The sequence below is a fragment of the Streptomyces sp. NPDC048506 genome (genome assembly GCF_040651315.1).
GTDB lineage: Bacteria > Actinomycetota > Actinomycetes > Streptomycetales > Streptomycetaceae > Streptomyces.
Genome location: NZ_JBEZIX010000012.1, coordinates 84,314 through 97,550, shown reverse-complemented (window position 1 = coordinate 97,550; position 13,237 = coordinate 84,314). Strand labels below are relative to the sequence as shown.

Below are 13,237 nucleotides of genomic sequence, written 5' to 3'. Positions count from 1 at the left end.
CAACCCCTAGAACGTGGTTTAATTAGTGGTGTCGGAAGGGGAGGGCAACCCCCGACCGGCACACGGTGGGCCGACCGGCCGCCGACAACCTCTCTCACCAGGAGATGGACGATGAACACGCCTCTCACCGTCGCGGAACTGTCCCACCCGATCGCCCTCGAACTCGGCGGAAACTGGCGACCGCAGCCCGCGCGCCACGGCGTCCAGGAGCTGGACCACGCCGCCACGTTCACCCACCTGGACGGCCGACAGCTCCACCTCTCCGAGCGGTTCGATGACCCCGGACATCTGCGCATCCGGGGCGCGTTCCCCACCACCGACTATCCGTTCCGTAGGGGCGAGCGTGACACGGTCCGAGTTGCCATGAGCGAGGACCCGGCGGACATTGCGGCCCGGATCGCCGCCGATCTCATCCCCGTGCACCGCGAGGTTCACGAGCGGGTGAAGGAGCACAACCGCGCACAGGCCGCAATGCGCCGGGGTGTTGAGGAAGCCGCACGCGATCTCTCCGCCCGACTTCCCGGAGCGCGAACCCGAATCGACGGCACAACCGCCTTTGTCTACATGGATCTTGAACCGGGCGAAGTCCGTATCGGACTCGACGGCGACACGGTGAGTCTTGTACTCAACGACGTACCCCGGATTATCGCTGACGCCGTCGTATTCGCGGTGAGCCGATTCCTTCCCCATGTTCAGACCCCCGAGGGAGAGCGCGGCGAATACGTCGACGGATACGCCCTCTAATTCCCACGCGTCACGGCGGCGCGCTACCCCAGCGCGCCGCCCCCCAGAAAGGCCCCAGGATGAGCGCCGATGTATTCACCATCGAGCCGCAATGGATCGTGCAGGCCCCGCACCTCCGGTGCATCCTCAAACGCGCTCTTGCGCTCCAGGCCACACAGAATGTGTGGTCCAGTACCGAGCACATCAACAACGCCGTGGCGATGGCCTACGGCGATCAACTCCCGGACTCCGGCCGATGGGAACTGACCCGTTCCCAACTCCGTACACTCAAAATCGCCATTGAGTGGCGCAGGGCCAAGCGTGCGGCCAGTGACAACAAGACCGCCCCCGATATCCTCGAACGCTGGACGCAAATAGAGGATGAGGTCATAGCCGCATACCGGGCCGTGAGCAACGAAGCAGGGTTGTACTGGATTTAAAGGGGTTGCCGATCACCCAGGAACATGGTTTAATTAATGGTGTCGGAAGGGGGAGGGCAACCCCCCGACCGACACCGTGGGGCCAGCCGGCCCCGGACGATCTCTCACCAGGAGGACCGCGACATGCCCCGTAAGCCGAAGATGACCGACGAAGAGCGCCGGGCCTACTCCGCCAAGATGCGCGGTGAACTCGAAGCCGTCATGGATCGCGCGTACGGCGCGATGGCCGCAAGCGAAGAATTCTGGGCCACCGTCATGCGCACGGCCGCGAACCTGACCCACCCGGACCGCGACGACCGCAGCCCCACCAACTGCATCGCCATCGCTGCCCAGCACCCCAACGCCACCCACGTACTCAGCTCCGGAGACTGGCGAAAGGCCGGACGCTTCCCGGTCAAGGGCTCCACCTCCCTCCGCATCTGGACGCCGATCAAGCGGCGGCCCGAGGAGGGCCAGGAGGCCACGGCCGCAGCCGCCGACGGCGGGCAGCGCGAGGCCACCGACGAGACCGCCGGGGGTGAGGCGCGCAAGGTGTCAGGCTTCAAAGCCGGGCCGGTTTTCGACATCAGTCAGACCGACGGCGACGCCTACGAGCCGCCCGCCGCCGCCCCGCTCGCCGCCGAGGTCATCCGCGATGTCCTGGTGAACCAGTACCGCGACCAGTACCACGAGGACCCCGAGCAGGCCGGAGGGTTCGACTTCACCCAGGAAGCCCCCGACAACGCCGTCCGCATCCTTCTGTACGGCCACGCGTGGCGACGTATCAGCGAGGCGGACGCCCCCCTTCCCGGCCAGCACGCCGCCGAAGTCGCCTCAGCTGCCCACGTCGCCGCGCTCATCCTGAACATCACTCCGGGCCCCGCCGTCATGCCGCCGCTCGCGGGCATCATCAGCCAGGACAAGAAGCCCCCGGTACACGAGTCCGCCGTACGGGCCATCGAGACCGGCCGCGCCATCGCTCGCGCCGTCACGATGGCCGCCGAGCGCCGCCGCGAACTTGCCGTGGCTGGTTGACCCAGACCCAGGAACATGGTTTAATTAATGGTGTCGGAAGGGGGAGGGCAACCCCCCGACCGACACCCCCGCCGGGGTCGACCGGCCCCGGCGGGACCTCTCACCAGACAGGACACGACATGCTCACCACCGACCAGAAGCCCACCGTCCAGGACTTCCCCACCGCCACGCTCGTGATCGGCGGACCCTGGTTCCGGGGCCACCAGCTCGACACCCGCCCCGCCGTCGTCGTCGGCCCGTTCGGCGGACCGGAGTTCGCGGGCGAAGCCAACATGGTCGTTGTCTGGTTCTTCACCCTCGGTGCCCCGGAGCCCGGGGACAGCGTCCAGGCGATGTTCCCGCACGAGCTGACGCCGCTTGACGACACCCTCACCACGATGAACCCGGACGTTTTCCGCGACGTCGTGTGCGGTCTGCGCCGGGGACGGTTCGCCTACGACGACGGGGATGCACTCCGCGCCGCCGTCCGCCAGGCATGGCGCGAGCGGACCGGACTGGCCGACGCCGACCCGGCCGCCCGGCACACGCTCCACCGCAGCTGACACCAAGGCCCGCCGGTCCGGGGGAGGGCAACACCTCCGGACCGGCAGGCCCCCAGCACCCGAGCGGACACCCCTTCGGGGCGGCAGGACAGGTCCGGTGCGTTCACCGCCGCCGGCCGACTCCGCCGCAGGCGGCTCCGCCGACCGACGACGGGCACCGGACCGCAGTGGACGCGCCCCGCGGGGGCGCGGCAGCCCCTGTCGCCGCGCAGGCGCGACGACCCGCGAGCCGATCGTCCCTCACGGCCCGCGCCGGTGGTGCAGCGCCGCTGCCAGCACACGGTCCGCCCTGCGGCCGGACCACAAACTCTCACCAGAAAAGACCAGGTCAGTGACTATCGAGATCACCCATACCCGCCGAGAAGGAACCCTGATCGAGGGCACGAGCAGGAATGATGGCTCCAAGGAAGTCCTCCGCACCCGCCACTACGCATCCGGCTACACCACGCTCGCCAAGTGGTCCCGCAACCTGGGGTGCTGGTACCTCCCCTACAGCCGCGACAAGCGCACCTCTGAGCCGATGCTGGAGGCCCTTGCCGACCGGCTCCGCGCCGCAGGGTTCGAGGTCACCGTCACCATCGACGAGACCGACCGCCGGACCTTCGCCGAGGCGGAATCCGACCGCGTCGAGCGCGCCGAGGACCGCGCCCAACGGTTCGGCCAGTACGCGGACAACGCGGCTACCCGCTCCGAGGCCGCATGGAAGTCAAGCCACGAGATATCCGAGCGGTTTGCCTTCGGTCAGCCCATCCTCATCGGCCACCACTCCGAGGGCCGCGCCCGCCGTGATCACGCGCGGATGGACAACGCGATGCGCAAGAGCATCGGTGAGCGCGACCGCGCCGACCACTGGACCGGCCGGGCGCAGGCCGCCGCGAATTACGAGCGATTCAGGAAGGACCCCAGGCGCACGCTCCGCCGTCTCGACAAGCTGCGGGCTGATCTCCGCGCGGTCGAGAAGTGGCAGCGCGGCGAGTCCGCCAAGGGTTACTCCCGCAACCCCGACGACCCCGAGCTGACGATCCGGCACGAGGAGCTGACCGAGGAAATCGAGTACTGGCAGCAGATCATCAAGGATGCCGAGGCCGAAGGCGTCAAGGTCTGGTCGAAGGCCGACTTCACCCGCGGTGACTTCGTGCTCTACCGCGGCACCTGGTACGAGGTCCTGCGCGTCAACCCGAAGTCGGTCACCATTCCGCACATCCACAACGGCACCGGTCAGCGCGTCGTCCGCGCCACGGACAACCGGCACGACGGATGGACCTGGACCGCCCCCTACGACGACGTGTCCGGGCGCAAGAGCGCCGAAGAGATGCAGCAACCGCCCCAGGCCGAGACCACCGAGCACCATGAGCAGGCCGAGCAGTTCCCGCCGGTCGTGGAGCCGGTACCGGCGGCCGAGACGTGCCCCATGTGTCACTCCAGCCAGTGGCACGCGGAAGTACGCCGCTGCGCTCACTGCCACCACGCCCCCGAAGGGAAGCCGACCCCCGCTGCCAGGGCGGACCGGCAGGAAGACATGGCGCTGGTGCTCATCGCCTCGAAGAACTCCCGCCGCTCCCGCAAGCGCGCCTTGTGGGCGATGACCCGTCGCGAGGCACAGGCCGTGTGCGGCGACCCCCGCACCTCCGGCCGCTCCTACATGCTCACCTGGACCGACCGGCCCGGCGTCGAAGGTGCCGACTGGGAATGGGTGCCCGACAACGGGAGTCTCGACCCGGTCCTTTCGGACCTGGACGTCACCCCGCGCCGTGAATGGACCGCCGCCCCTCAGGCCCCGGCCGAGGCCGCGTAACCACGCCCCCGCCCGCCCCGGCGGCCGAGCGCGCCGGGGCGGGCCCCTCTCTCGCCAGCAGGAGCACCACCATGACCACGCAACTCCTCGAACGACCCGCGACCATCACCGTCCCCGACACCGAAGCGGCCAGGCTCATCGTCCCCGCGACCGAGGGCACCACCGTCCCGACGTACCGCGTCGGCGCCCCCGACATCCAGTGCCGATACCCCGTGATCGTGGGCACAGACCAGGTCATCGGCCGCGCGTACCGGTGGCACCGAGACTGGCTCGTCCTCACCACCGCGGGTGAACGCAACCTCCGCCGCCCCCCGAAGGGGACACCCGGCACGGAGATGGCCGCCGCCCATCTCGCGGGGCAGTACGCCGCCGGTCGGATCGGCGCCGTTCCCCTGGATCAGGTGCTCGCCGAGGCCCCCACCCCGCTGTGCGGGCCGGTGCCTCTCCTACACCCCCGGATGCCGGTCAACCCTCGCAACATCGAGGGCGCCCAGACCGCGTTCGCTGGCCTCCGTGCACACCACTGGCGGGCCGTCCTCACCGGGTTTCCCGGCAGCGATAACCACTGGTACCTCAGCTGCGAACTGTGCCCGTGGGAGGGCCCGAAGTTCTGGTCGCACTTGCGCGGGAGGAACGGGGCGCCGCCGAGCGCGCGGCGTCACAAGGGCGGGTGCATCGGGGAGGACGAGGTCCGCCGACTGATTCCCGCGTACCAGTAGTAGCCGCTCCGGGGGCGCGGCGGCAGCGCGCCGCCGCCCCCCTTCCCCGAAGGACAACACCGTGCCGACCCGCCACACCCCCGAAAGCATCGTCATCGCGGACACCCCCGCCGCAATCCTGCAATGGGCAGCCCGCCACATCGAACACGTAGGCATCCACCAGGGTGACCACTTGTTCGCCGGTCCCGGCCGTACGGCCACGTTGCCGTGCTGGCCGCGCGGCGCCCTCCAAGTAGCCGCCGGCCACGGGCGGGGAGCCGCCGGCCGGACGTACGACTGGGACCGCATCGACCGCGCCCGCGACCAGGCGTTCGGCATCCTCGCGGAAACCCTCACCGGTCACCCCGTCGACGCCGACGACCCCGCCACCGCCAAAGCCCTGCACCGCGAGGCCATCGACCGGTGGAGCGCCGAGCCCGGCCGCACCGCCGCCGACGCCGCCCACGCGTTCCGCACCGCCGCCGCCCGCGCCGAACACGCCCTGTTCTGACACCCGACGCCCGCCAGCATCCCGAGTCATCGAAGGCCAGCCCGATGGACGAGACGACAGAAGCCCGCAGCACCACCAGGACGCCGAGCCGCCGAGGAGCCGCCACCCCCAGCCGGGACGGCGTCCACCGAGTCGGCGTCCCCCTTCAACCCCGGCTCACCGCGGCCGAGCTGATCCGCGTACTCCTCGCGGCCCCGGGGGAAACCGACCTCACCGCCCTCGACCCGGTACGGGTCCGGTCGCTCATCTCCGCCGTGCTCACCCAGCACGGCTATGACGTGCTCGACCGATCGCCGTACTACCCGGAGCTCGACCGCCACCAGGACGCCCGCCGGGCCGTGCGCAGCGCGTACGGGTCCCGCTTCCTCGACGCCCCCGACGAACAGGCCGTACTCGCCGATCCTCTGCGCGAAGTGCTCGCCGCCGCCGGAGGTGGGCCATCATGACCGCGACAGTCACCGAGCCGACCGGAGCACGGGCACGGCAGACGTACTACTGGCGGGTGCGCAACGCGCGGACGCGCCAGTCACCCGGGAGCGCCGGGCAGGCGTGGCACATTCAGCCCGGACACCCCGGCGGCGCGTACAGCGACCTCGGCCATGAGCTGGACCCGCCCGAACACCACGCCCCGACCCTGCTCTCCCGCAGCCGGCCGACCGGCCGCCGGGGGGACGAGCAGGAGTTCCGCGGCGGGTGTCTCGCGTGCGAGTGGGAAGGCCCCGTGCACTCCGGCGACGGGTTCGGCGACGGTGACAACGAGGCGGTGGAGGACGCGCACGACCACTGTTTCCCCGGCTGGCGGGCGCTGCCGCCGATCACCACGGTCGAGGACCGGTGGGCCGTCCCGCGGAGCCGGAGCCGCTGGGCTCAGCTCACCTCCCAGTACCCGGCGGGCTGGATCGACCAGGGCGCCCCCGTCGTGGCGTGGCGCCGCTACCGCCGCGAAGCTCACGCCCCGCCGTACACCGGACGCCCCCGCTACGAACTCCGCGTCACCCGGCCACCCATCGACCGGGGCCGACGCCCCACAGATCAAGGGGCTCTCTTCTGATGACCGCTGTCCTCCGGATCAGGGCCCCGCCCCGCTCAACCCAAAGGTGGTTTAATTACTCCGCCGTCAGCGGAGCGGGCAACCTCCGACCGGCCGTGCGTCCCACGGGCGCCACGCACCCCAGACAACAGATGACGGCCAGCGCACAAGGGCAACAAGGCGCTGGCCGTCGATGTTCTCTCACCAGAAAGAACCCCACCATGCTATGCGACCGACACCCCGACGGTCCCCAGCCCGGCGACATCGCCCAGCTCACGAGGGGTAACAGCATCGGCGCTGATCCCACCGACAGCTTCGTCATCGTCGAGGACTTCCCCCCGACCGGCCGGCATCTCGTGCTCAACCTCCCCGTCGACCACCCAGGCCGCGCCGACTGGGCCGCCGCCGTCCCCCTGGCCGACATAGCCACCCTTACCCGGCTCGAACCGGCGGGCAGTCGTACGTGGGCGCCGGCCCCGGACCCGGACGACATCCAGTGACCGTGCCGAGCGGTCACGACCCCGACCAAGAACAGGAGGCGACCGTGTCCCGCAAGACCGGCCGCACGCTCTACTCACGCGCGGACCTGCGCAAGGTCCACGGCATCAGCGAGCCGACGCTTCAGAACCTCTGGACCGACCGGGAGAACAACGGGCACCCGCCCGTCGCGGACACCATCGACGGCGTCATGCACTGGGACGGCGACGTATGGGCGACGTGGCACCACGAGCTTCAGCGGCAGCGCGCCGCCGCCAGCACCACCAACCCGCCGAAGCTCGACGGCGACCCCGAAGAGATGGTCGGCCCCGCCGAAGCTGCGAAGGTCTGCGGGTTCGCCGATTCCACCACCGTCTCCCACTACGTCAAGAACCCGCCCGAGGGGTGGCCCGCGCCCGACGACTGGGACGAGCTACCGACCCGGCGGCGCCCGAAGTGGAAGCGCTGGAGGCTGTGGCAGTACCTCGCGGACCGGAAGGGCCGCGGGCACGCCGGCGGACGGCCCACCGGCCGCCGCGGACTGGCCTACCCGTACCAAGGAGACGAGCGGCTGACCCTCGCACGGCAGGCCATCGCGGCGAACCCCGGGGCGAAGAACGCCGAACTGATCCCGCAGCTTCAGGGGCAGACGGAGAAGACCTACTCCCGCCCGACTTGGAACCTCATCCTCAACTCCGCTCGCGAGCACCCCGAGGAGTGACCCGTGCCCGACACCCGCTGTCCGCGCTGCGGCGGCCCGCTCGGTGAACGGCCCGCACGTTCCCGTCTGACCACCGACCGCGAGGTCTTCATCTGCATCACGTGCGGTACGGACGAAGCCGTTCGCGAAGCCCAAGGTCAGGCGCCGGTGCCGTTCGGCGAATGGCCCCTGAACACATAGCCGTCGGCCGAGCCACACGGCCAACATGACGAAGGTCCCCGCTCCGACCCGGAGCGGGGACCTTCGTCATGTCACCAAGCGCTTGCGGGTCGGGCAGGGCCCAACCAAGACCGCTCGACCCGACAGTAGGGCGACACGCCAGCGGCTACGAGCCCCCCGGCCCGTCGGGAGCCCGCTCCTCCCTCCGGCCGTTCGCCCGGGTGCGGGGGCGGAGTCTGACGTCCCGGTCCGAACCGGCCCTCCGCGTCGACTCCGTGCGCCGGGGAGTCCGAGGCCATCCAGTAGGGGCCTGACAACTCGGCGAACCGGCGGGAAGCCGCCGGATACGGGGTGTGCTCCATACGCGAACCAACGACACAGCGGCGCGCAGGCACCGCACCGACATCGGAGCGTCATACCGCCTCAACGCGTACGGCGCCCCAGCCCGCGCACCTCGCACAGAGGTAACAGTCCAACAGGACATCAGGCTCCAGGAGCCTGATCCGCAGGAGCGACCAGGCCGCTCCGAGTGCCCGAGGTTCGCCCTCGTTGATCATGATCTTGAATTTAGAGGACCAAGGTATCGTCACTTCGTGACGATACAATCAGCCAAGATGACCGAATCTGACTGAGTGGAAGCGGGGGGTGAGCGGGCCGATGGGGTGGACGACCATGATCGGCCCGTCCGACGAGCAGGTTGAGTACCGCCTTACCGGCGGTCACGGCTGCGGGAAGTCCACCACGGTCGACGCGGCCCCCCTCGTCGCCGCCATTGAGGCCAAGGCCGCAGCAGCGGGCGCTCCCGTCGCGTCCCTGCTCGGCTCCCGCGAGGCCAAGCGTGCCTTCTTCCGCGCCCGCGGACTGATCCGCAGCAAGGGCACGGCGCGGCTCACCGGGTTCGACGCCGTCGAAGTCGCTGCCGCAGCCGGGCTCGAAGCCCGCGACCTCTACGGCGAACAGGCCCTTCCCCCACGGGCCGCCGACGGACAGGTGGATTACCACCTGGACGCCAGTGAACGCCCCCTGGTGTGGGTCGGTAACGGCCTCACCGAGTTCGACATCACCCCCGGCAGCATCCTCGCCCCCGAGCACTTCCAGGCTGCCCGACGCCTCATGCACGGTGAGGACCCCCGTACCGGGCAGACCCTCGTAGAACCCAAGCTCGCCATCGCGCCGGCCGCAAAGCTCCCCGCCGCCCCGCTGGCCCGCGCCATCCGCCGCGCCGCCGCCGAACGCAGCGTGAACCCCGTGTCCCTGCTGGACTCCAAGCGCAAGCAGGACGCCTTCCGCAGGATGGAAAGCCAGCTCAAGCGGTTCGGTGAATCGCACCGCATCCCCGCCTCCACCTTGCTGAAGCTCGCCGACGCCGTCGGCATCGACGCCGTCGACCTGTACGGCGAGGGCACATTGGAGAAGGCCGTGGCCGCCGAGGCGGGCGGCCAACTCGACGCCCGCGCACTCCTGCGCGCCGTCGAAGCCCGCGCCACCGAGACCAGGCAGCAGCCCGCCGACCTGTTCACCGCAGCGTCCCTGAAACGCCGGTATGCTCAGACCGCGGGCGAGGGCGAACGACGACTTCGGGACCTGCCCATGGACGTCCGCGAAGCGGTCGCCATGGCCAAGGCGGCAGGACTCGCGCCCGAGGACGTATGGGACGCCGAGGAGATCAAGGCCGCCCTCCTCGAAGGACGGGTACAGGTAGGCAACTTCGGCGCCGACGTCACCTTGGACCTGGCGAAGTCGAAGAGCGCGTTCCTCGCGTACGCCCCGAAGGAGATCGCCGCCAAGGTCGAGGGCATCTACACCTCCGCCGGCCGAGAGTCCATCGGTGCCCTGGAGCGCTGGACCGCCTACGCCATGCGAGGCCACCACGGCGACGGCGATGAGGCGGAGACCGTAAAGACGAGCGGGTTCTCCGGCTGGATGATGGTGCACCGCGCCGCCCGGCCCGTGGACGGCGCCGTGTTCGGCGACCCTCACTTCCACCTGCACTTCACCCTGGCCAACATGGTCAAGGGCACCGATGGCAAGTGGTCCACGATGGCCAGCGGGGGCCGCGACCTGCACCGGCACACCCGTGCGACCCAGTCCCTCATGAACGCCCGCATCCGCAGGGAGTTGACCAATGAGTTCGGCATCAGCTTTCGCCGCGAGGAGCGGACCGGCGCGTGGGAGATCGCGGCGATTCCCGAAGCCACGATTCGCCTGTTCAGCAAGCGCACCAGCCAGGTGCGGGATCTGCTGACGAAGCTGGGCATCGACTACGACAGCGCCACGACCCGCGAGCGCACTGCCGCGTCCACCGCGTCCAAGGCCGCGAAGAATGGAGAAGCCGCAGGAGTCGGGGACGACGTTCTTCGCGCTTACTGGCAGGCCGAAGGCCGCTCTGCCGGTGACGATCCCGAGGCCATCGCAGCCAACGCGATGGAGCAGGACCGAGCGGATCAGAACCCTGATCTGGACGAGCTGTGCGCCCAGGTCTTCGACCCGAAGACCGGCTTGACCAGCCACTCCAAGGAGTTCACCCACGCCGCCGCCATCGCCGCTGTGCTGGACGCCCTCCCATACGGAGTCGCGAACGCCGAGGAGGCCGAACAGCTCACCACCTCCGTCCTCCGTCGCGCCGGTTATGCGGTCCAGCTGAACCCGAAGGGCGCCCAGCACTTCACGCACGCCGACCGGTACACGACGGCGGACATCGTGGCTGCGGAAGCGCTGATCGTCTCCGAGGCCACGAACCGTCTCAACGAGCGGACCGCCGTCGTCAGCCGCGACACGGTCGACATGACCCTGTCCACCGTCGAGGCCCAGCACGGCGGCAGCTTCGCGTTCTCCGACGAACAGCGCGCCGTCCTCGAACGGCTGCTCACGGCCGGGCACGGGATCGACTCGGTGGAGGGCATCGCCGGATCGGGCAAGACCACGATCATGGATACCGCCCGCCAGGCATGGGAGGCCCACGGTCTCGTCATTGCCGGGGCGAGCACGGCCGCCGTCGCCGCCGCGAACCTGAAGGCGGAGGCGGGCATCGAGTCCCGCACCCTCGCGTCCTGGCTCACCGGTATCCGTCGAGGCAGCCCCGGCCTCAACGGCGTTGACGTGCTGGTCGTGGACGAAGCCGCCATGTGCGATGACCGCGACATCGCCGAACTCCTCACCCACGCCGCGAAAACCGGAACGAAGGTTGTCGGCATCGGTGACCCCAAGCAGTTGCACTCGCCCGGCATCGGCGGGTCCTTCGCCGCCGTGCACCACATCGTTGGCGGACTCAGCCTCAGCGAGAACTTCCGGCAGAAGGACTTGGTCGAGCGTCGGGCGCTGGAACTGTGGCGCGACGACAACCGCGTGGAAGCGCTCCGTGCTTTCGCCGGGACGGGCCGCGTACACGCCCTCGCGGACAAGGACGCCACCCTCGCGGCGATGCTCACCGTCTGGGCCGACAAGCGCGCCGTGCACATCGATGACCACACCGCCGTGCAGCAGCTCCTCATGATGGCCGCCACCAACGAGATCGTGGAGGAACTGAACGTCGGGGCCCGCGCCCTGCGTAAGGCGAGCGGCGACCTCACCGGGCAGGAACACGTCTACGCCCTCCCTGGCGGGGGCGAACTGACGCTGTCCGTCGGGGACCAGGTCCTCCTTCGGACCAACGACTACCGGGGTAAGCGAAGCCGTGGTGAGCACGAGGACGTACTGAACGGGTACAGGGGAATCGTTCGCGCCGTCGATGAGGAACGCCGGGTCCTGGTCGAGTGGCGCGAGAAGACCGCCGACGGCCACCGAGATGTAGCCGAATGGGTCGACGCCGACTACATCGCGCAAGGAGGACTCAGCCTTGGGTACGCGATCACCGGCCACAAGTCCCAGGGTCTGAGCGTCCAAGAGGCCCTGGTCTATGGGCCCGGTGCGCAGGCGAATGCGCTCTACACGATGATGAGCCGCGACAAGAAGGAGTCCCACCTCTTCCTGCCGCTGTCCGTCTACGAAACCGACGCCGACCGTGCCCGCGGAGGCGACGCGCTCACCGAGCAGGAACAGCTTGACCGCGCTGTCGCGGGCCTCATCCGCGAGATCGAGAGCGGCACCGAGGAGCGCATGATCCTCACCGAACTCCCGAAGAACGCGGTCCCCGCCCACGTTCGGCAGGCGGTAGCCGATCTGCCGACCCCGCGGGCTCCTGGAACCGGTGACATGCACGATGCGGACGGCCCCGAGGACGCGCCGGAGCCCAAAGAAACGCATACCCCGAGTACCACGGAGCGGCCCACGGCGCCGGCCTCAGCACCGGACCCCGCGCCGACGGCCGACCGTCCGTACGCACACCTCAACAACGCGGCCCTTCGCGACGCTGCGCGCAAGGCTGCCACGGCCGCGCGTGCCACTAGGACAGCGGCAGAGAAGGCGGAGGCGGCAGCCGACCGCGCCGAACAGCAAGCCGCCGCTGGAGCCGGCCCGAACGTGCTCGCGCTCGACCGTCGCCAGCAGGACCTCACTGCCCGCGCCGAGGCGATCCGCGAAGTCCGTTCCCTCACAGACGTGGTGGCCAAGCACGCCCACGCACAGCGGGAAGTCGAAGAACGACTACACCGGCTTGACCAGCAGTTGACCGCCACCGGCCGGTTCGGCCGTCTCGCACTACGCGGTGAAGACCGCGTTCATGCCGAGACCGAACGCGGAACGCTCCAGCAGCAGCACATCGAAGCCGCGCGTGAACTGGAGACACTGCACAACCGCCTCCACGAGCTTTCCCCCATTGCCGGACCCGACGAGGAGCACGACGCCGTGTTCGCAGAAGCGGAAAGGCTGAAGCGCGACAGACCCACACTCCTAGGCCGCGCCCAGGACAAGGACACCCAGGCCGCCAAGCGCGCCCGTACGGAAGCGACGAAGTCCCGAAGCACAGCCCAGGGTGCAACACACAGAGAGGCAGGGCTGCGCGACGAACTGTCCCGTCGCGCGGAGGCATGGACCGATAGTGAGGAATGCCCGGAACCGCGTTCTGCACCTCGGTACGCTGCCCCCGCCGCCACGGAAATTCAGCACCACCATGAGGTACCGGAAGATCCCTCAGCCGAACCGTTGCTGTAGCCGAGGCCGGTCGCGGCGATGCCACCTACCGTTGGGAGG

General features: G+C 69.7%; 13 protein-coding genes. All 13 read left to right on the top strand.

The features are described 5' to 3' along the window. The first annotated feature begins 111 nt into the window (after positions 1-111). Positions 112-744, top strand: a complete 633-nt coding sequence (locus AB0C96_RS12205) for a hypothetical protein (RefSeq protein WP_362916360.1) — start codon at positions 112-114, stop codon at positions 742-744. A 59-nt stretch (positions 745-803) separates the two neighbouring features. Further along, positions 804-1,163 carry a hypothetical protein gene (locus tag AB0C96_RS12200; RefSeq protein WP_362916359.1) on the top strand — a complete coding sequence of 120 codons (360 nt, stop codon included), beginning with the start codon at positions 804-806 and terminating at the stop codon, positions 1,161-1,163. Positions 1,164-1,286: 123 nt separating this feature from the next. Next, positions 1,287-2,177, top strand: a complete 891-nt coding sequence (locus tag AB0C96_RS12195) for a hypothetical protein (RefSeq protein WP_362916358.1) — start codon at positions 1,287-1,289, stop codon at positions 2,175-2,177. 119 nt (positions 2,178-2,296) lie between these two features. Next, positions 2,297-2,719: a DUF6409 family protein gene (locus AB0C96_RS12190; protein ID WP_362916357.1), complete on the top strand. Its 423-nt coding sequence runs from the start codon at positions 2,297-2,299 to the stop codon at positions 2,717-2,719. Between the two features lie 331 nt (positions 2,720-3,050). Beyond that, positions 3,051-4,514 carry a DUF3560 domain-containing protein gene (locus tag AB0C96_RS12185; protein WP_362916356.1) on the top strand — a complete coding sequence of 488 codons (1,464 nt, stop codon included), beginning with the start codon at positions 3,051-3,053 and terminating at the stop codon, positions 4,512-4,514. A 71-nt stretch (positions 4,515-4,585) separates the two neighbouring features. Further along, a complete protein-coding gene (locus AB0C96_RS12180) occupies positions 4,586-5,233 on the top strand; it encodes a hypothetical protein (RefSeq protein WP_362916355.1) in 648 nt (215 codons plus the stop codon). Positions 5,234-5,294: 61 nt separating this feature from the next. Beyond that, entirely contained in the window at positions 5,295-5,723 is a 429-nt protein-coding gene (locus AB0C96_RS12175; protein WP_362916354.1) for a DUF6197 family protein, read from the top strand. A gap of 44 nt (positions 5,724-5,767) precedes the next feature. Beyond that, positions 5,768-6,169, top strand: a complete 402-nt coding sequence (locus tag AB0C96_RS12170) for a DUF6181 family protein (protein WP_362916352.1) — start codon at positions 5,768-5,770, stop codon at positions 6,167-6,169. Beyond that, a complete protein-coding gene (locus tag AB0C96_RS12165; RefSeq protein WP_362916350.1) occupies positions 6,166-6,774 on the top strand; it encodes a DUF6349 family protein in 609 nt (202 codons plus the stop codon). Before AB0C96_RS12170 ends, AB0C96_RS12165 begins: the two co-directional genes overlap by 4 nt. Positions 6,775-6,974: 200 nt before the next feature. Beyond that, complete coding sequence (locus AB0C96_RS12160; RefSeq protein WP_362916348.1) at positions 6,975-7,253, top strand: DUF6211 family protein; 279 nt, start codon at positions 6,975-6,977, stop codon at positions 7,251-7,253. Positions 7,254-7,297: 44 nt separating this feature from the next. Then, positions 7,298-7,951, top strand: a complete 654-nt coding sequence (locus tag AB0C96_RS12155) for a hypothetical protein (protein ID WP_236573862.1) — start codon at positions 7,298-7,300, stop codon at positions 7,949-7,951. 3 nt (positions 7,952-7,954) lie between these two features. Then, positions 7,955-8,131, top strand: a complete 177-nt coding sequence (locus AB0C96_RS12150) for a hypothetical protein (protein ID WP_362916346.1) — start codon at positions 7,955-7,957, stop codon at positions 8,129-8,131. Positions 8,132-8,782: 651 nt separating this feature from the next. Next, the gene (gene mobF / locus AB0C96_RS12145) at positions 8,783-13,198 is read left to right on the top strand and encodes a MobF family relaxase (protein ID WP_362916345.1); all 4,416 of its coding nucleotides are present in this window, start codon (positions 8,783-8,785) and stop codon (positions 13,196-13,198) included. Positions 13,199-13,237 lie beyond the last annotated feature (39 nt).